Source organism: Streptomyces lienomycini, assembly GCF_027947595.1.
Lineage (GTDB): Bacteria > Actinomycetota > Actinomycetes > Streptomycetales > Streptomycetaceae > Streptomyces > Streptomyces lienomycini.
Genome location: NZ_CP116257.1, coordinates 4,215,100 through 4,232,654, shown reverse-complemented (window position 1 = coordinate 4,232,654; position 17,555 = coordinate 4,215,100). Strand labels below are relative to the sequence as shown.

Here is a 17,555-nt window from a genome sequence, read left to right as displayed (position 1 = left end):
CTGCCCGTCCGCACCGGTCTCAGCCCCGGTTCGTCTGCACGAGCCTCAGCCTTGCCTCGTCCGCCTCAGCTCCGGCCCGTCCGTACCGGCCTCAGCCTCAGCCCGTCCGCCCCTGCCCCTCCGCACCATCCCCACCCCTCCGTCCGCATCTTCCCCCCGTCCGCCCCAGCCGTCCGGCAAGGAGCCGCCATGCCCAGAACCAACCCGCTCGGCAGACACCGAACCGCCGCCGCCCTCGCCGGTGTCACCGCCTTCGTCACCCTGCTCGCCGGCGCGGTCACCGCCGACGCGGCGACCACCGGCACCATCGCCCCGACAGAGCTGCGCACCCAGCACCTCACCGAGGCCCTCGGCATCGACGACACCACGCCCGAACTCAGCTGGCAGACCACCGCCGGCGCCCCGAACACCCGCCAGGCCGCCTACCGCGTCCAGGCCGCCACCTCCCTCCAGCGGCTGCGCTCCTCCCGTCCCGACCTCTGGGACTCCGGGAAGGTGGAGTCGTCCGCGCCCGGCACGACGTACGCGGGGAAGGACCTCGGCTCTCGGGCGAAGGTGTACTGGCGCGTCATGCTCTGGTCCGGCGACGGGAAGCGGCACAGCGGCTGGAGCACGGCCGCCGTCTTCGAGACCGGCCTGACCCGGCAGTCGGACTGGGACGCCCAGTGGATCACCCACCCCGACTGGCGGCTGAGCGACCGGACGGTCGAACCGGTCGTCGTCCACCTGCCCCGCACCACCGCCCGCTACGTCCGACTGGACGTCACCCGGCTCGGCCTGCCGCTCGCCGAGTCCTTCCCCGACCGCACCTGGCGCCTCCAGCTCGCCGAGATCGACGTCCGTGACTCCGGCACCGCCACCAGCGGCCTGGCCCGCGGCGCCGCGGTCACCGCGTCCGAGACCAACACCGTGCGCAAGACCTGGGAACCCGCCCTCACCGTCGACGGCCTGCCCAACAGCGCCCTGCAGACCGCGGCGGGCTACGCGAGCGCCGCGCACACCGGGCCGGACGTCTCCGACGCGCCGATCACCCTGACCCTCGACCTGAAGACCGCGAAGACCTTCGACGAGGTGGCGCTCTACCCCCGCGCCGACGTCCTCACCGACGACGGCCGAATCCCCGGTCTCCCCGTCGACTACACCGTCTCCGCGTCCGACGACGCCGAGGGCCCCGCCACCCGGCTCGCCCAGGTCACCGGCCAACGCCGGCCCACCCCCTACCTGCCCGCCGGACTGCCCCTGCTCACCGACGACTTCACCCTGCCGAAGCGCGTCCGCAGCGCCCGCCTGCACATCGCCGGGCTCGGCGTCTACGAGGCGACCGTCAACGGCGAGCCGGTCGGCGACGCGGTCCTGGAGCCGGCCAACACGGACTTCGCCGAACGCGTCCAGTACGCCACGTACGACGTGACCGACCAACTGCGCACCGGCGCCAACACCTTGGGCGTCGCCCTCGGCAACGGCATGTCCAACGTGGTCAGCACCGCCGACCGCTACCGCAAGCTCTACGGCAACCTCAGCGACCCCAAGCTGATCGCCCGGCTCGAAGTGACCCTGGCCGACGGCCGGGTACGCACCGTCACCAGCGGCGACGACTGGCGCACCACGCTGGGCCCGACCACCTCCTCCAACTGGTACGGCGGCGAGGACTACGACGCCCGCCGCGAGATCCCCCGGTGGGACCAGCCCTCCGGCGACCGGCGCGGCTGGCGGCACGCGGTCGCGGTGGCGGGCCCCGGTCCCGCCGACCGGCCCGCGCAGCTCAGCGCCCGGGAGACCGAGCCCGTCCGCGTCGTCGAGACACTGAACGGCCGCGAGGCCGACGGCGCCGAGGGCAGCCGGGTCTTCGACCTGGGCCGCAACATCGCCGGCTGGCCCGAGATCACCGTCCGCGCGCCGAAGGGCACCGCGATCCGCGTCTACCCCGCGGAGAGCCTGAAGGACGGCCACGCCTTCCAGTCCATCAGCAACGTCGGCGCCCCCCTGTGGGACAGCTACACCACCGGCGGCCGGGGCACCGAGACCTGGCACCCCCGGTTCAGCTACCACGGCTTCCGCTACCTGGAACTGCGCGGCGTGCCCGAGGGCGCGACGGTGAGCGTCCGCGGACACGTCCTGCGCGCCGACAACGCCTCGGCCGGCGACTTCACCAGCTCCGACCCGCTGATCAACGGCATCCACTCGCTGATCCGCCGCTCGATCGAGGGCAACATGATGAGTGTGCTCACCGACTGCCCGAGCCGCGAGAAGCTCGGCTGGCTCGAACAGAACCAGCTCGTCTTCCCCGCCCTCGCGGGCAACTACGACATGCGGGCCTACCTCCGCAAGATCGTCCGGGACATGGCCGACGCGCAGACCACCGACGGGCTGGTCCCGAGCACCGTCCCGGAATACACCAACCTGCCCGGTGCCTACCGCAACGACTCCAACTGGGGCGGCGCCTTCGTCCTCGTCCCCTGGCAGCTCTACCTCACCTACGGGGACCGCCAGACCCTGGAGACGTACTACCCGGACATGCGGCGCTACGCCGCCTTCCTGGAGAACCAGGTCGCCGACGGCATCCTCGACTACGGCCTGGGCGACTGGTTCACCCCCGACCGGACCTTCCCGCGCGCGGTGGCGGGCACCTACGGGTACTGGCGGGTGGTCGACACCCTCGGCCGCATCGCGTCGCTCCTCGGCGACAGCGCCGCGGCCGACGAGTACCGCCGGAAGGCCGCCGCGAGCGTCGAGGCGCTGACGGCGAAGTACTACGACACCGCCACCGGCACCTTCGGCGGCGGCGGACACGGCGCCGAGGCGCTCGCCCTCGACATGGGCGCCCACCCGCGCGGCGAGCGGGACCGCCTGCTCGCCCACTTCACCGGCGCGATCAGGGACGCCGGAAACCACCTGGTCCTCGGTGAGATCTCACTGCCCGCAGCCTTCCGGGTGCTGAGCGAGGCGGGCCGCGACGACCTCGTGCACGCCATCGCCACGCAGACCACCAGCCCCAGCTACGGCTACCAGGTGCTCGCCGGAAACACCACCCTGGGCGAGTCCTGGGACGGCGGACCCGGCCAGTCCCAGAACCACTTCATGCTCGGCGCCATCGACTCCTGGTTCACCACCCGCGTCGCCGGCATCGCCCAGACCGAGGACTCCGTCGGCTACGCGAAGCTCCTGATCGACCCGGCGGTGGAGGGCGACATGACCTCCGCCGCGGGCTCCTACCGCACCCCGTACGGCCTCGCCCGCACCGACTGGCAGCGCTCGGACGACCGCTTCCGCCTCACGGTGGACGTCCCCGCGGGCAGCACCGCGGAGGTGCACGTGCCGGTCTCCGGCAGACACGCCCAGGCGCCCCACGGCGCGCGGATGCTGCGGCTCACCGGAGAGGAGGCCGTGTACGAGGTCGGGTCGGGGCACTGGACCTTCCGGTCGACCATGGCACGCGGCCGGTAGATCGCCGCGGAGCCGGGCGGGGCGGTCGCACCCATGGAGGCGGCAGCCCCGCCAGAGTCGCGGGCCCGGAGGTCAGGCGGTGCCCTCCAGTGACGCGGTGTCGCGGTCGAGTACGGCGACGTCGTGTCCGTCGGCGGCCAGCCGGACGGCGGTGGCCCGGCCGAGGGCACCGCCCGCACCGGTCACGAGTGCGGCCCGGCGTTGGTTCGTGAAGTTCCCCGGCTCGGCCCGAAACGTCCCGGTCCAGTTCGCCGCCGACGGCCTCGCGCACCCCATCGTGCCCAGGACCGAGCACCAACCGCTCGTCACCTCACCCCTCACGCGGACAGAGCCGCACCGGGAGGCCCGCCGGACAGGCGCTCACCAGGATCCGTTCCACCACTCCAGGCCACGGCCACCGCGGCGACGAGCCCCGGGGTGGTGCCGGCACCACCCCGGATTCGGAGGCTGGGTCACCTGCTTCGCGGGCGTCCGCGGAGGAGGGTTGATCCCGTCACCACGCATCCGGCCGACGCGGCCGGACACCGACGACGGAGCGAGGGATCACGATGGCCGGTCACACACGGCGGAAACTCCTCAAGGGCGCCGCGGTCGCGGCAGCGGGCAGTGCGGTCGGCTGCGGCCTCGGACCCGGCCCCCTCGCCACTGCGGCGCGGGCGACTCCCGCGGCCTCGAAGAGCGCCGGGACCGGCGCGACTCCCTTCCTGGAAGGGGCCTTCGCGCCGGTCACCGAGGAGCTGACCGCCTTCGACCTCGACGTCGTCGGCCGCATCCCCCGTGACCTGGACGGCCGCTACCTGCGCAACGGCCCGAACGCGCTGGGCATCGAGGACGTCCGGGCCCACCACTGGATGCTCGGCGACGGCATGGTGCACGGGGTACGGCTGCGGGACGGCCGCGCCGAGTGGTACCGCAACCGCTGGGTGCGCTCCACGCAGGTGACGACGAAGCTCGGCGAGACATATCCGGGCCCGGTACCGCAGGACGACTTCGCGTGCAACACACACGTGATCCCGTACAAGGGTCGCATCCTCGCGACACAGGAAGGCGGCCCCCTGCCGTACGAACTGGACGGCGAGCTCAACACCGTGCGCCCGTACGACTTCCGCTCCACGCTCCGGGGACCGCTCGCCGCGCACACCAAGTACGACGCCACCGCCGACGAGTTGCACGCGATCGCGTACTACCCCACCTGGGACCACGTGCGGCACATCGTGGTCGACCGGACCGGCAGGGCGCGGTCGGCCACGCGGATCCCGGTCGCGGACGCGCCGATGATGCACGACTTCGCGCTCACCGAGAAGTACGTGGTGATCGTCGACGTCCCGATCACCTTCGACACCGCCGCGGCAGAGGCCGGCGCGACCGTGCCGTACGTGTGGAACGACCGGCACCCCATGCGCATCGGGCTGCTGCCGCGCGCCGGAGGCGCCACGCGCTGGTTCGAGATCGACCCCGTGTACTACTCGCACACCCTCAACGCCTACGACCAGGGCGACACGGTCGTGCTGGAGTACATCGGATTCCCCGCGCCCTTCCACGCCGCCGGACGCGGCACGGGAGGGCCCACCGCGACCGGGTCGCCGACGCTCGACCGGTGGACGATCGACCTGCGCGCGGCCCGGGTCCGCAGCACTCGACTCGACGACCGCCCCCAGGAGTTCCCGCGCATCAACGAAGCCCTCGTCTCGCGACGCCACCGCTACGCCTACACCGCGTGCGCCGCCGAGATGTGGCACGCCTACGAGACCGTCGACGGAGCGTGCCCCGACGAGAAGTTCACCAACTACCTGGTGAAGCACGACATGCTGCGCGGCAGCGGACAGCTCCACCGCTTCCCCCGGGGCGCGGCGGTCGGCGAGCCGGTGTTCGTCCCACGACGCGGGGCACGCGACGAGGACGACGGCTACGTCCTGTCGTACGTGAACGACCCCGACCGCGGTGCGAGTGACCTCGTCGTCCTCTCGGCCCAGGATTTCGGCGGCCGCCCGCTGGCCCGCGTGCGGCTCCCCGGCCGGGTACCGCTGGGATTCCACGGCAGCTGGGTCGCGGACGCGTGAACCCTCGCACCTGCCCGGCCAATCGGCCTCCCGCCGTCCACCTGCCGCCGACCACCTGCCGCCGTCCGCCCCGGCCCGCGCACACCGGGCCGATCGGTGCGCTGTTCCGGCCCGGCGTGCGCGTGACCGACGGGTACCACCCCGAGATGACGGTCGGGAAGCCGCGCCGCATCGGCACCCTGCGCATTCCCAGTGCGCTGCCGGCCGTCTGCGGCCCGGACACTCCTCGCTCTTCGCCGCTCGCCGGCTCGAGTGCCCATGACTCACTTGCCGCTGTACACGGGAAACGCGCTGTGCTCGCCGTAGTCCACATCGCGCAGACCCCGCAGGGCGTCCATGTCGTCGGCGGAGATCTCGAAGTCGACCTCGGCGTTGGTGCGCATGTGCTCGGGGTTCGCCGTCTTGGGCAGTGACACCGTGCCCAGCTGCAGGGTGTAGCGGATGCACAGCTGCGGGACGGACACGCCGTACTTCTCTGCCATCGCCCGGACCTCGGCGTTCTGGAGGATCGCCCCGTGTGCGATCGGCGAGTACGCCTCCACGAGGATCTGCTTGCCCTCGCAGTAGTCCAGGAGCTGTGAGGGGGTGTTGCCGGCGTGGACGAGCAGCTGGTTCACGTGCGGCACGACGGTTGCGCCCCGGAGGATGTTCTCCAGGTCCTGCTGCTGGAAGTTGGACACCCCGATGGAGCGGATCCGGCCGGCCTGATGAGCCTCTTCGAGCGCGCGCCACGCTTCGCGGTTGCCCTCGGCGTAGTCGCCGCCACGGAAGTCGTTCCACGGCTGCGGGCTGTGAATGAGCATCAGGTCGATGTACTCGATGCCGAGTTTCTCCAGTGACCCGTCGATCGCGTCGACCGCCTGGCCGTAGTCCTTGATCTCCGCGGCGAGTTTGGTCGAGACGAACAGCTCGTCGCGCGGCACGCCTGCGGAGCGCACCCCCTCGCCGACGCCGCGCTCATTGCCGTAGGCCTGGGCGGTGTCGATGTTGCGGTAGCCGATCTCCACGGCTGCGCGGACTGCCTCGGCCGTCCGGTCGTCGTCGATGAACCAGGTGCCGAGCCCCAGCTTGGGGATCTCGACGCCGTTGGACAGTGCGTAGGCTTCGTCGAGGATGGTCATGCGCTTGCTCCGTTCTTCGGCAGCTCGCCGTACGCCTCGTCGGTGACGGGCTCGAGCCATTCGTTGCTGACGTCTTCGCCCGGGGTGATGAAGGCGAGGTGGGAGAACCAGGAGTCGGCCTTCGCGCCGTGCCAGTGCTTCGTCCCGGCCGGGACGCGGATCACTGTGCCCGGCTCCATGCTGACGGGATCCTCGCCCTCGGCCTGGTACCAGCCGCTGCCCGCCGTACACAGCAGGACCTGGTCACCGCCACCGCCCGTGCCGTGGTGGATGTGCCAGTTGTTCCGGCAGCCCGGCTCGAAGGAGACATTGCTGACCGGAACGCTTCTCGAGACGAGCGGAGCCAGGTAGCTCTGGCCTATGAAGTACTCCGCGTAGGCGTCGTTCTTCTCCCCGAGCGGGAAGACCTGGTCAAATCCGTGGGCAGTCATTTCCTTCTACCTTCTTCCCTCTGCTTCAGCACGTCCCGCCGCATGGCTGAGCAGGCTTCCTGGGGCCGACGTGGGCCGTGTGTTCCACGCTAGGCCGCGAAGCCCGAACGAGGGATGCCCTGCCAGTACGCCCCTCACCAGGGACACCCTCGCCGGGCCTGTCTGACGACGTCCTTCGCTTGCACCTTCGAAGATGGTCCGAGGACGTCGTCGCAGGTAGGGAGAGACCATGGCTGAGAACACGAGCACCGGCCGGTCCGGCGGGAAGGACGCCTTCGGCGACTTCGCCCCGGGGATGGTCCATTACACCGACAGGGTCCTCCTGGTCCAACGGCCCTCCCGACACGACGCGCCGCCCCGGGTGGCGCCCAGCCCGATGTGCGCCGGAAGCCGCTTCGCATCCACCCGACAGGAGAGCGGGGCATGACCGTGGTGGCCATCGCCGGAGCCCGTGGAAGGATCGGCCTGAGTGGCACCTCCACAACCGTTTCGGCTCGGCCGGAGTCCTCTCTGTCAGGTCCCGCTCGGGGCCATCGGATGCGAGAGCCAGGGGAGTGGCGTGGGGATACGCAGGGCAGCGAAGGGCGTAGGCGACTTCCTGATGGAAACGGTGGGAGAAGCCGTCGCCGAGGCGATTCTCACTCTGCTCGCCTGCGTCCTGCTCGGCGGCCTGGTTCTGATCGCCTACGTGAGCTGGTCCGCGAGCCCACGCTTCACCATCGCGGGGGCCGGGCTGATCAGCTGCTTCCTTGCCCACGGTGCCTGGCAGACCTTCCGTACCTCTGCGAAGCGTCCTCGTCTGGGCCTTGCCGCCCTGACCGCTGCCCTCTTCACCGCAACGGCCATGACGGCTCTCTTCCTGCTGCTCTACGCCCCAGGCTGCGGCTGCCTGTGAAATCGTTCGGTCCCTTCGGCGGTGCGAAGCATGAGCGCCATGCCGGGTTCGGCAACACCGATCTGAGCCGGTCACCGAGCGCCCCTTCGGGGTGGCACCGACTTGGCGCACAGACGGCCCGGACGGCTCCTCGGCCCACCCGGTTCATACCGACCTCGCCCCGTGCGTCCCGCACAGGTGGACCGCGACCGATCAGAGCGGTCCGGGCTGAGGAGAGCGGCGGGTGGGCTGGGCCGGCCGAGATTGCGTAGCGGCCCAGATGGCGAGGAGTTCGAGCCGGTCCTCGGACGCGGTACCGGGTTCGGCAGTGTAGACGATCAGGTCGTGCACGGCTCGGTCCGACAGGGGCAGGTCGAGGGACTGGAAGGTCAGTTCCAGGTGGCCGACGGAGGGGTGCTGGAGCCGTTTGACGCCGTCGTGGCGCATCAGGACGTCGTGCGCGGCCCAGTGGCCGCGGAACTCCGGGCTGAAGGTGGAGAGCTCTTCGACGAGTCCGCGCAGTTCCCGGTCGCGGGGCTCGCGCCCGACCTCGGCACGCAGAAGGGCGGCGGTGGCGACGCCGGCGGCATCCCAGTCGACGAAGAAGTCACGTGCGCCATGGTCGAGGAAGATGTATCGGGCGATGTTGGGGCGGCCGCGCTCGTCGATGGTGGCGCTGTCGAACATCGGCCCGAGCAGGGCTCGGGCCAGGGGGTTGCCGGCGACGATGTCCGTGCGGCCGTTGCGCACGAACGCCGAGGACGTCGTCATGGAGTCGAGCAGCCACTGGACCCGGGGCGGGACCTCGACGTCCCTGCGACGCGACGGCGTGCGACTCGCGTGCCGCGACGACCGGGCCAGGCCGAACAGGTAGGTGCGTTCGTCGTCGTCCAGTCGCAGGGCCCGGGCGACGGCGTCAAGGACGTTCTCGGACACGCCGCCGATGTGGCCCTTCTCCAGCCGCGTGTACCACTCCGTACTCACGCCCGCCAGGACGGCGACCTCCTCGCGCCGCAGCCCCGCGACCCGGCGACGGCCACTGGTCGGCAGTCCGGCCTGGGCCGGGGTGATCCTGGCGCGTCGGCTGGCAAGGAAGTCCCGGATGTCGCCGCGGTTCCCCGGCTGCTGATCCATGTCATTCATCGTAGCCACTGGTCACGGCGTGAGGGGGGTTGAGGTTGTACCCCCCATGGACACGGCCTTCTCCGGTGGCGGCGACCACGGTCTCCTGGGGTCGAACGTCGCGACACCATCCCGAGAACGAACAACTGAGGTAGGACATGACGAGCAAAGTGCTGGCTGTGCCGGCGGTGGCGTTGGGCACGTGGGCCTGGGGAGACAGCGGCGAGGCCGGTGACGGCTACTTTGGCAGCCGGCTGAGCGAGTCCGGCCTGCGAGAGGTCGTCGAGAAGGCGCAGTCGAACGGGTTCACCTTGTGGGACACCGCCGTGGCGTACGGCATGGGCCGCTCGGAGTCGGCCCTCGCCCAGGCACTGAAGGGCTGTCACCGCAGCGAATACCAGCTGTCCACCAAGTTCACCCCGCAGATCGCGGGCGACGGCGACGATCCGGTCGCGGACATGCTGGAGCAGAGCCTCGAACGAATGAGTACGGACTACGTGGACCTCTTCTGGATCCACAACCCTGCCGACGTGGCACGATGGACGCCGCCTCTGATTCCGCTGCTCAAGAGCGGCAGGATCAAGCATGTCGGCGTCTCGAATCACAACATGGCGGAGATCGCTCTCGCCGATCAGATCCTCGGCGAGGCCGGCTTCCGCGTGGAGGCCGTCCAGAACCACTACAGCCTCCTGTACCGGAGCTCCGAGCGCGCGGGCATCCTCGACCACTGTCGCGAGCACGACGTGCGGTTCTTCTCCTACATGGTCCTCGAACAGGGCGCGCTGACCGGTAGGTACAGCCCGGCGAACCCGTTGCCGGAGGGAAGCAGCCGGGCGGAGGTGTACAACGGCGTCCTGCCCCAACTGCGGGCGCTGACGGACCGGATGGGGGTGATCGGCAAGGACCGAGGCGCGTCCGCCGCCGACGTCGCCACCGCCTGGGCCCTCGCCAAGGGGACCACCCCGATCGTCGGGGTCACGAAGGCGGGTCACATCGACGGGTTGGTCCGAGCTCACGGCATCGAGCTCGCCGACGAGGAGATCGCGGAACTGGAGGCGCTGGCGGAAGCCGCAGACGTCGACACACGCGGCTGGTGGGAGCAGGAAATGTAGTACTCGCCGGAACCGAGGAAGGGGCCGAAACCGAAGAAGGGGCCGGGGCCGTGCCGAACACGGGCCCGGCCACGCCACCCTTCAACGGCACACTGCCGTCGTCGGTCGTTTCCCGAGGGCGGTGCGCAACCGTCAGACCGGACGCCGAGCGGGTCCGGCGGAACCGGTCAACCGTAGGGCCCCCACCGGCGTTCCAGGGTGTCGTACGTGTACCGGGACAGGCCCTCGATGGCGCTGGTGCGGAACGGGCGGCCGTCGTCGTCGATGCGCACGGTGCCCCTGCGGCCCTGGGAGGACCAGTCCAGCTCGAGGTACCAGCGGCAGTCGCACGAGCTGGTCTCGGCCGTGACCAGCAGCACCTCGGGGTCCGTCGCGGACACACGGTAGGGCATGCGCACGGCCGGGATCGGCGTGCCGGAGTCGTTCCCGGCGACCGCGCGGGCCAGGGGGCGGTCCTTGTCCAGGTCCACGGCGAAGTACCGGGGAGTGAGCGAGCCGCCGCAGCCCTGATCCATGGCGTAGGCGTTGCCCTCGACCGGAGCCGTACGGCCCACCACACGCACGCGTAGCGCCTCCAGCACGACGGCCGTGTCGCTGCGCCCCTGCACGGACACGTGCACGAGTGTCTCGCCGCCGTGTACGGCGTTCTGTGTCGTCGCCCAGGGCGCCGCGTCCTGCGGGGCCGGTGGTGGGGGCACCTGGCCGGGCGGTTTGTCGATGACGTAGTCGTGGCCGCAACCGAGCTTCCACGCCTGTGAGTTGACGGCCCAGGTGAGCGGCGATCCGGCGGGCTGTTCGCCGCGGGGCGAGGCCGATGTCGCGCCGGGTGGGCGGGCGATGCCGGGCTTCCTCTCCAAGGTGGCGGAGCCCGACGGCCGTTCGGTGGTGTCGGTGGTGGGGGTGCGGCTCGGACCTGGCGAGGCGCCACGCCGCTCGGACGCCGGGGCCTCGGCCGAGCTGGACGCCGCCGGTCCGGCGACCTGGGCCGGACCCTCGGCGGACGGACGGCGCCCGTCCGGCAGCGCGGACAGGGCCCCGAGTGTCGCGAGCACAGCACAGACGGAGGCCACCCCGACCACGGGACGTCTGCGCCGGTACCAGGGGCGGCTCGGGGGCAGGGGCACGGGAGTGCCGGGTTGCCCGGGCGCCGCGGGGTCCGTTTCGACGACCGGGCTGCCGCCGGTGGTGGCCTTCGGAGCGGTGTCCGGTTCGGTGGCGTCGTCCACCGTCGTGTCCTCGGGGCCGTGAGCCGCGTCGTTCACGGTCTCCGTCTCCGTCTCCGTCTCTGTTTCCGTCTCCGCGGCGCTGGGCGGGTTTTCCGCCGCCACCCCCGTACGAGGCCGGTGGCGGGTCGCCACTGCCAGGAGCCAACGCCGGTGGAGTTCCAGGCGCTGCTCCGAGGTCGCCCCGCACAGGGCAGCGAAGCGTTCGACGGGGGCGAAGCCGAGTGGCACCGCGTCCCCCGCGCAGTAGCGGTGCAGCGTCGAGGTGTTCATGCCCAGGCGGCGGGCCAGCGAGCCGTAGCTGCGGTCCGTGCGTTCCTTCAGCGCCCGCAGCAGCGCCGCGAACGCCGCCACCTCGTCGATGCCGTCGCCGTCGTCCTGTGCCGACACGGGCCCACCCGTCCTCGTACGACCCCACCGGGCCCGGGACGGTATCCCAGGCACCCCATGTACCAGCACGTCAGACGGGCTGGGATGGTTCCACCCGGCGTGACGGGCCGTCGGCTGTTGCGCCCGGCCCCCGTGAACGCCGATGCTCTTGGTGCCGCACCGGCCGGGCCCGGGGCGGCCGGCGGGACCTTCCCGCGGCATCAGTGCCCGCGCATCCCGAACGTCCACGCATCGTCCATGCCCACGAGGCAACCACCGGGGGACATCCATGTCCATGCTCACGCGAACGAGCACGCTCACCGCGCTCACCCTTGCCACCCTCGCGGCGGCCACGGTCCTCACGGCACCGGCCGCCGGCGCCGCGCCGAAGGCCGTCGCCCCCGCGTTCCTGTCGGCGTCCCAGTTGCCGCCGCACCCGACGTCGTCCTGGACCGCCGGTGCGGTCACCGACGGGTTCCCGGAGGAACTCGGCCTCTGTGTGAGCACGGAGGGGGTGCCCTCCTACGACTACCGGCAGCGGCGGTTCTGGACCGACCTGGACACCGGCGCCGTGCAGTTGACCGTCGTGACGGACACGGCGGCGCGGGCCAAGGCCCTGGCCAAGCAGTACGACGACCTGATCCGCACCTGCGCCGACCGCATCGAGGACTCCTCGCCCGACGTCGACGCCGAGGGCCGGGACTACGGCAAGCTGCCGGTCGAGGAGGGCGCCCGGGTCCGCGGCCTGCACACCGAGACGTCCTGGGGCGCCACCGACATCGCCCTGTTGTCGGTCGGGCGGGACGGCAGGACCGTGACCGTCGTCAAGTGGGGTCAGATGGGCGGCTTCCAGGACGCGCCCGTGGCCGCCTTCAAGAAGACCACGAGCACGGCCGTCGACAAGCTGTACTGACCGGACGGCCACCGAGAAGACCGGGGCCGTCCTCCCGCCACGGGGGTCGGGAGGACGGCCTCATGGCGTCATCTGCGGGGGCGGGTGCCCGAGCACTTCGGCCGCGTTCCCCCGGACCCCGGACGCACGCCGGGACCGCGCACCTACGGGGTGATCAGCCGCCCTGCCGGGGCAGTCCGCCGCTACGCGCGCCGGCTAGCTGCCGCCGCGGCCCACCGTGCCCGAGGCCTCGACCGTGTCCACCACAAGCCAGTACTCCGAGATGTAGTGGACCTCGTCACCCGCGTAACCGAGTACGTACTGGACGTTCCCGGGCTGGTCCGGCAGGACGTCCTCCAGGACGAACGTCCCGTCTGCGGCCACCGGGACCGGCGGCAGGTCGGTGAACTCCGAGCCGTTCAGCCGCCACACCGTGATCTGCGGTGCCTCGGTGGGCGCCAGTCCGTCCAGGTCCAGTCGTCCGCTCACCCTGAACGGCTCCCCGGCGACCGCCGGGCCGTGTGTCACGTCCACGATGCGCGAGGGGGCCAGTGCCTCCCGGGTCTGGATGGTGTGCAGCCAGAATCTGGTGCTCTCGTGGTTGGAGGTCACCACGAAGAGCTGCTCGCCGTCCCCGGAGAACTCCATGCCCCGCGGGACGACGCGGTGGCCCGCGTTCTCGTCCTCGAAGCTGAAGCGCAGCGGCTGCCGTTCGACCGAGGGATCGGCGAAGGCCAGGGTCAGGTCGGCTTCATCGCCAGACGCGGCGCCGCCCTGCGCGAACCACTTGCCGTCGGGACTGAAGGCGACGGCCGTGGGCGCCACGCCCTCCGGCAGCGGCGCGTAGTGGTTCTCCAGGAAGCGGGCGTCCTGGCCGCCGAGCAGCACGGTCCCCCGGACGCCGTCGGCCACCGCGAGGACGGAGCCGTCCGCGGAGAAGTCGGCGTCCCGGAAGTCCATGCCCCGGCCGGTGCCGTCCTCGCCGAACCGGCGCTCGCCCAGGAACTCCAGCACGTCCCCGTCCGCTCCGTCCGTCACCCGGTAGATCCCCAGGTCGGGGTCGTCGGTCGGGGACCAGCGCTCCGGAGCGGTCACCAGCAGACCGCCCGGCCCTCCCTCGAGATGAATCGAAGAGGACGAATACATGACCTCGCCGGCCGTGCCGCCCTCGGCTGTCGCGGCGACGCCGACACTGCCCAGTCCGTCGGCGCAGTTCCCGGGCGACGTGGCCGGGCGGCTGGTGTAGAACAGCCGCCCGCCGGTGTGCACCAACTCCCGACCGCAGCCGTCGGCCGGCGCCGGAATCGGGTCACCGGGGTACAGGTACCCGTTGGAGTGGGAGTAGGTCGCGATGTGGTCGGACTGCCCGGCGTAGACCTTCGAGCCGTCCGGGTCCACCGCGACGCCGGACAGGGGAGCGGCCAGGTGGGCGCTCGCGGTGGCGGGGCCCACGCCCCCGTAGAGATCGCCGATCAGCTCGCCGTCCCGCGACCCGTCCGGATAGACCTGGTCCCCGGCGATCCACAGGCGCCGGCTGGCTTCGTCCACGGTCATCTGAGTGAACGACGCGATCGACAGCTCCGTGCCCCGGTGCGACGGCACCACGACGGCTTCGGGCGCGTCCGGGGCGGCGGCCCCGTGGGCCGCGGACGCGGTACCGGGGGCGGCCACCAGAGCCGACCCGGCCAGGACGCCCGCCAGCAGCGTCGTCGTCAGTCTGCCGCCTCTTCCTAACGTGTTCCGCAACGCTGTTCCCCACCCCTGAAGTCGGCACGCCGCCGCGGATCGGGCAGCGCTCGTGGGGGATACGAAAGCGCCGCTCATGAGCTGAGGCAAGCGGTTTGTTGTTACCGGTACCTCACAGTGGCTCCCGAGGAGCACGTCGCTCAGACGGCTGGTCCCCTCACACCCGGCTCGGTGGGCCCGGTCGTCGCCCGGGGGACGCTCGCGCCATGACTGTCAGCCCGGCGGCTCGGCCGGCGGACCCGCCCAGTTGGGCGCCCACGCGTCGTGCGGGGTCCGCGGGCCCGCGGTGCGCAGGTGGTCGCGTAGCGCGGTCAGCGCGGGGTGCTGGTCTCCGCTGCGGAACAGCAGCACGTGCGGATAGACCGGGGTGGGGCCGTGCAACGGGATGCGTCGCAGGTCGTGGTTGTGGGGCCACAGGTACCGGTCCCCGCTGCCGACGAGGGTGGCCAGCGAGGCCGAGTCGGCCAGCGCGTCCATCAGGGCCTCGTCACCGAAGTTGGGGCCGAGCGCGTCGATGCTCAGGCCGAAGGCCTCGGACAGTGCCCGGTAGAACGCGGCCCACTCCGTGTCCGGCCTGATGCCGGGGATCCAGATGCGGTGGCCGGCCAGGTCAGCAGGGCCGACCCAGGGCGCGTCAGCCAGCGGGTGACCGGGCCCGACCAGGAGCTCCAGGGGAGTGTCCAGGAGCCGTTCGGCGTGGATACCGGCCGGGACCTGGTCTGCCGGGAGGGCACGGAAGGACGCGTCGACGGTCCCTTCGAGTACCGCCTGAGCGGCCTGGACGGCGTTCTCCTTGTCCAGTGTGACTGCGTCCAGGTCCGTTCCGGGGTGGGAGCGGTAGAACCGGTAGACGGCCTGGGCCGGGGCAATGCGCCGATTGAGCACGTCGACGCGCAGGGGGCGGCTTCCGGGGCGGACGGCCCGCTCGGCCTGCTCGACGGCCGCCAGGATCCTCCTGGCGTGCGGCAGGAAGACCTGTCCGTCCAGACTCAGCCGGGAGCCTCGTGAGGTCCGCACCAGGAGCGTCACCCCGATGTGCCTCTCCAGGGCCGCGATCCGCTTGGAGACGGCCTGCTGGCTGACCCCCAGCTCGTCGGCCGCAGCCTGGAACTGCCCGGTCTGAGCGACGGCCACGAACGTCCGCAGCGCTTGAACATCCACGCTCCCACCGTACTTCCACAACCGTTCATTGTGGCTGGTGAGATGAAGGGTTGTTTGATCGCGGGTTCAGCCTGGTGGTGGGATCGGCGCATGTCCACTCGCACACAGCAGGTCATGTATGTCCGTACACCTGAGTTCGCACGTCACGCGGAGCGAATCACGGAGGTGACCGATGCGACGTCTCGGCTGAACGTCCTTCCGTTCAGCGACACCGAACGGCGTGATGCACTACTTTCCGTTGTGTTCGGTGGTCCGTTGCCCGAATCGGTGACGATCTACCCGCCGTTCTTCACCGAGTACGGGCTGAACACGACGTTCGGGAAGAACGTCTTCGTCAACCAGGGATGCACCTTCATGGACAAGGGAGGAATCCGTATCGGGGACGGCGTCATGATCGCCCCGAAGGTCAGCCTCATCACCGGAGGCCATCCACTGCCCCTGGCGGAGCGACGGGAGTACCTCACCTTCGCCCCGATCAGCATCGAGGACCACGTCTGGATCGGGACGGCCGCCGTCATCACGCAAGGGGTGACCATCGGTGCCGGTGCGGTGGTCGCCGCCGGCGCGGTGGTCACGCGTGATGTTCCCGCCGGCACCATGGTCGCGGGAGTGCCCGCCCGAGTGATCAAGAAGATCGACTGAGCGGTCTGCGTCCCTCACCTCACCGCAGTGCTGGTCCGGACTCGCCGATTCCGCAGCGCGCCGGCGCCGACTGACCAATGCCAACTACCAGAGCAGGACGTTCGACACTCCCGGCTCCAACGTCACCTTCAAGATCAAGCTGTGCGTGTCGCTGAACAGCAGCACCGGTAGGTACCACGCGTACGCCAGGGGCAGCTGGAGCGGCGGCGGCGACCACGTCGTCGGCGAGATGGACAAGTTCCTGCTGGACCTCAGGCTGGAGCGCAGCGACGCCCTCATGAGGTACGAGAGCTGCACCGGGCCCGCCCACAGTCCGACGGGCGGGCCCGGCCGCGTTCCGGCCAACGGCGCCCTCGCCTCACTCGGCCAAGGCCAAGCTTGTCGATGTTGGCTTGGGCGTGGCCCGTGACGGTCAGCAGTACGGCGGCTGGTTGGCCAGAGACGCTGCCACCCGCATCCACACTCCGAACAGCCGGTAAAGGCCGGGCAGAGTTCCCTGCGCCTGAACGGTCCGCGTATCCACCGGGGAGACTCCCGGAATTCCCAGAAGCGTCGAGGCCACTGAAGCCGACTGCCAGCGGACCGTGAGGGTGGACGAGGCCGCATGGGCGGCCACCGGAGCCTCCGGCGCTGCGGAGAGACCGGCGGTGACCGCCTTCTCGATCGCCGCGCGTGCTTCGGCCGCCGGTCGCAGATCAGCCGCGAAGCGATCCCGCGCGTATTTCACCGCCACCGTCTCGACAGAGGCGTCCCATTCCGTCATCTCCGTGCAGGCACAGTCGTCACCGGTGAGGACGATCAGGGCGACACCGATGGCGGCCGCGGTCGCGTGGGCCAAGCCGATCTCACCCACAGGCCGGCCGTCCAGCCACATGTCTTCGATCTCATGGCCCATGAAGCTGTGGCTGAGCACGCCGAGCGCACCGGCGCGGGAGTGGTAGCCAACGCAGATCACGGCGTCGTGCTCGGCGGTGAGACCTTCGAGCATGCCCATGTGCTTGGGCCTGCCGCGGATGAGACGGGCCGCCGGGTGCAGGGACTCCGGCAGGATGTTGCGCATCGGTCCGTGCGCATCGTTGACGGTGATGTCCGTGGCACCGGCCGCGACGGCTCCACGTACGGCCGCGTTGACGTCCTCCGCCATCATCAGCCGTCCACGCTCGTAGTCCCGTCCACCGGGCTGGACATCCTGAGCGTCAACGAGTCCCGTGACGCCTTCCATGTCCGCACTGATGTAGATCCGCACTGCGCAGCCCCCTCAAGATTGATCACATGGGAGACGTCCTCCGCAGTTCCTCCGGTTCCTCAACCGGCTTGCGACTGTCTGCTTCGGCCTTGACCGCGCGGCTCGTTCAAGC

General features: G+C 71.0%; 14 protein-coding genes. 6 read left to right on the top strand and 8 right to left on the bottom strand.

From position 1 onward, the window contains the following. Positions 1 to 189: 189 nt before the first annotated feature. On the top strand, positions 190 to 3,444 hold the full coding sequence (locus BJ961_RS19165; protein WP_271414006.1) for a family 78 glycoside hydrolase catalytic domain: 3,255 nt from the start codon (positions 190 to 192) through the stop codon (positions 3,442 to 3,444). Between the two features lie 72 nt (positions 3,445 to 3,516). Here BJ961_RS19165 and BJ961_RS36030 read toward each other — a convergent pair whose 3' ends face one another. Continuing rightward, a complete protein-coding gene (locus tag BJ961_RS36030; RefSeq protein WP_333782088.1) occupies positions 3,517 to 3,630 on the bottom strand; it encodes an NAD-dependent epimerase/dehydratase family protein in 114 nt (37 codons plus the stop codon). A gap of 362 nt (positions 3,631 to 3,992) precedes the next feature. Here BJ961_RS36030 and BJ961_RS19160 point away from each other — a divergent pair, with 362 nt between their 5' ends. Beyond that, positions 3,993 to 5,504 (top strand): carotenoid oxygenase family protein, encoded by a 1,512-nt coding sequence (locus BJ961_RS19160; protein WP_271414005.1) that lies wholly within the window; start codon positions 3,993 to 3,995, stop codon positions 5,502 to 5,504. A 263-nt stretch (positions 5,505 to 5,767) separates the two neighbouring features. On the opposite strand, the gene BJ961_RS19155 is transcribed toward BJ961_RS19160, so the two are convergent. After that, positions 5,768 to 6,625, bottom strand: a complete 858-nt coding sequence (locus tag BJ961_RS19155; RefSeq protein WP_271414004.1) for an aldo/keto reductase — start codon at positions 6,623 to 6,625, stop codon at positions 5,768 to 5,770. Continuing rightward, positions 6,622 to 7,056 carry a cupin domain-containing protein gene (locus BJ961_RS19150; protein WP_271414003.1) on the bottom strand — a complete coding sequence of 145 codons (435 nt, stop codon included), beginning with the start codon at positions 7,054 to 7,056 and terminating at the stop codon, positions 6,622 to 6,624. The genes BJ961_RS19155 and BJ961_RS19150 overlap by 4 nt, the downstream gene beginning before the upstream one ends. 559 nt (positions 7,057 to 7,615) lie before the next feature. On the opposite strand from BJ961_RS19150, the gene BJ961_RS19145 reads away from it, so the two are divergent. Beyond that, positions 7,616 to 7,951, top strand: coding sequence for a lysine transporter LysE (locus BJ961_RS19145; protein ID WP_271414002.1), 336 nt, complete (start codon positions 7,616 to 7,618; stop codon positions 7,949 to 7,951). A gap of 192 nt (positions 7,952 to 8,143) precedes the next feature. Here the strand turns inward: BJ961_RS19145 and BJ961_RS19140 are convergent, their stop codons facing one another. Then, positions 8,144 to 9,064: a helix-turn-helix transcriptional regulator gene (locus BJ961_RS19140; protein WP_271414001.1), complete on the bottom strand. Its 921-nt coding sequence runs from the start codon at positions 9,062 to 9,064 to the stop codon at positions 8,144 to 8,146. Positions 9,065 to 9,210: 146 nt separating this feature from the next. Here BJ961_RS19140 and BJ961_RS19135 point away from each other — a divergent pair, with 146 nt between their 5' ends. Then, positions 9,211 to 10,164 (top strand): aldo/keto reductase, encoded by a 954-nt coding sequence (locus BJ961_RS19135; protein WP_271414000.1) that lies wholly within the window; start codon positions 9,211 to 9,213, stop codon positions 10,162 to 10,164. A gap of 167 nt (positions 10,165 to 10,331) precedes the next feature. Here BJ961_RS19135 and BJ961_RS19130 read toward each other — a convergent pair whose 3' ends face one another. Beyond that, the gene (locus tag BJ961_RS19130) at positions 10,332 to 11,777 is read right to left on the bottom strand and encodes a helix-turn-helix domain-containing protein (protein ID WP_271413999.1); all 1,446 of its coding nucleotides are present in this window, start codon (positions 11,775 to 11,777) and stop codon (positions 10,332 to 10,334) included. A 268-nt stretch (positions 11,778 to 12,045) separates the two neighbouring features. Here BJ961_RS19130 and BJ961_RS19125 point away from each other — a divergent pair, with 268 nt between their 5' ends. Then, positions 12,046 to 12,669: a hypothetical protein gene (locus tag BJ961_RS19125; protein WP_271413998.1), complete on the top strand. Its 624-nt coding sequence runs from the start codon at positions 12,046 to 12,048 to the stop codon at positions 12,667 to 12,669. A 195-nt stretch (positions 12,670 to 12,864) separates the two neighbouring features. Here BJ961_RS19125 and BJ961_RS19120 read toward each other — a convergent pair whose 3' ends face one another. Together BJ961_RS19120 and BJ961_RS19115 are read right to left on the bottom strand one after the other, a co-directional pair. Then, the gene (locus BJ961_RS19120) at positions 12,865 to 14,394 is read right to left on the bottom strand and encodes a WD40 repeat domain-containing protein (RefSeq protein WP_271413997.1); all 1,530 of its coding nucleotides are present in this window, start codon (positions 14,392 to 14,394) and stop codon (positions 12,865 to 12,867) included. A gap of 213 nt (positions 14,395 to 14,607) precedes the next feature. After that, the gene (locus tag BJ961_RS19115) at positions 14,608 to 15,555 is read right to left on the bottom strand and encodes a LysR family transcriptional regulator (RefSeq protein WP_271413996.1); all 948 of its coding nucleotides are present in this window, start codon (positions 15,553 to 15,555) and stop codon (positions 14,608 to 14,610) included. A 114-nt stretch (positions 15,556 to 15,669) separates the two neighbouring features. Between BJ961_RS19115 and BJ961_RS19110 the strand changes: the two genes are divergently transcribed. Continuing rightward, positions 15,670 to 16,197: a DapH/DapD/GlmU-related protein gene (locus BJ961_RS19110; RefSeq protein ID WP_271417096.1), complete on the top strand. Its 528-nt coding sequence runs from the start codon at positions 15,670 to 15,672 to the stop codon at positions 16,195 to 16,197. Between the two features lie 412 nt (positions 16,198 to 16,609). Here the strand turns inward: BJ961_RS19110 and BJ961_RS19105 are convergent, their stop codons facing one another. Further along, the gene (locus BJ961_RS19105; RefSeq protein WP_271413995.1) at positions 16,610 to 17,443 is read right to left on the bottom strand and encodes a M55 family metallopeptidase; all 834 of its coding nucleotides are present in this window, start codon (positions 17,441 to 17,443) and stop codon (positions 16,610 to 16,612) included. Positions 17,444 to 17,555 lie beyond the last annotated feature (112 nt).

Coding starts and splice junctions, on each gene's coding strand:
- BJ961_RS19165 (WP_271414006.1), top strand. CDS start 190: ATGCCCAGAACCAACCCGCTCGGCAGACACCGAACCGCCGCCGCCCTC.
- BJ961_RS19160 (WP_271414005.1), top strand. CDS start 3,993: ATGGCCGGTCACACACGGCGGAAACTCCTCAAGGGCGCCGCGGTCGCG.
- BJ961_RS19155 (WP_271414004.1), bottom strand. CDS start 6,625: ATGACCATCCTCGACGAAGCCTACGCACTGTCCAACGGCGTCGAGATC.
- BJ961_RS19150 (WP_271414003.1), bottom strand. CDS start 7,056: ATGACTGCCCACGGATTTGACCAGGTCTTCCCGCTCGGGGAGAAGAAC.
- BJ961_RS19140 (WP_271414001.1), bottom strand. CDS start 9,064: ATGGATCAGCAGCCGGGGAACCGCGGCGACATCCGGGACTTCCTTGCC.
- BJ961_RS19135 (WP_271414000.1), top strand. CDS start 9,211: ATGACGAGCAAAGTGCTGGCTGTGCCGGCGGTGGCGTTGGGCACGTGG.
- BJ961_RS19125 (WP_271413998.1), top strand. CDS start 12,046: ATGTCCATGCTCACGCGAACGAGCACGCTCACCGCGCTCACCCTTGCC.
- BJ961_RS19110 (WP_271417096.1), top strand. CDS start 15,670: ATGTATGTCCGTACACCTGAGTTCGCACGTCACGCGGAGCGAATCACG.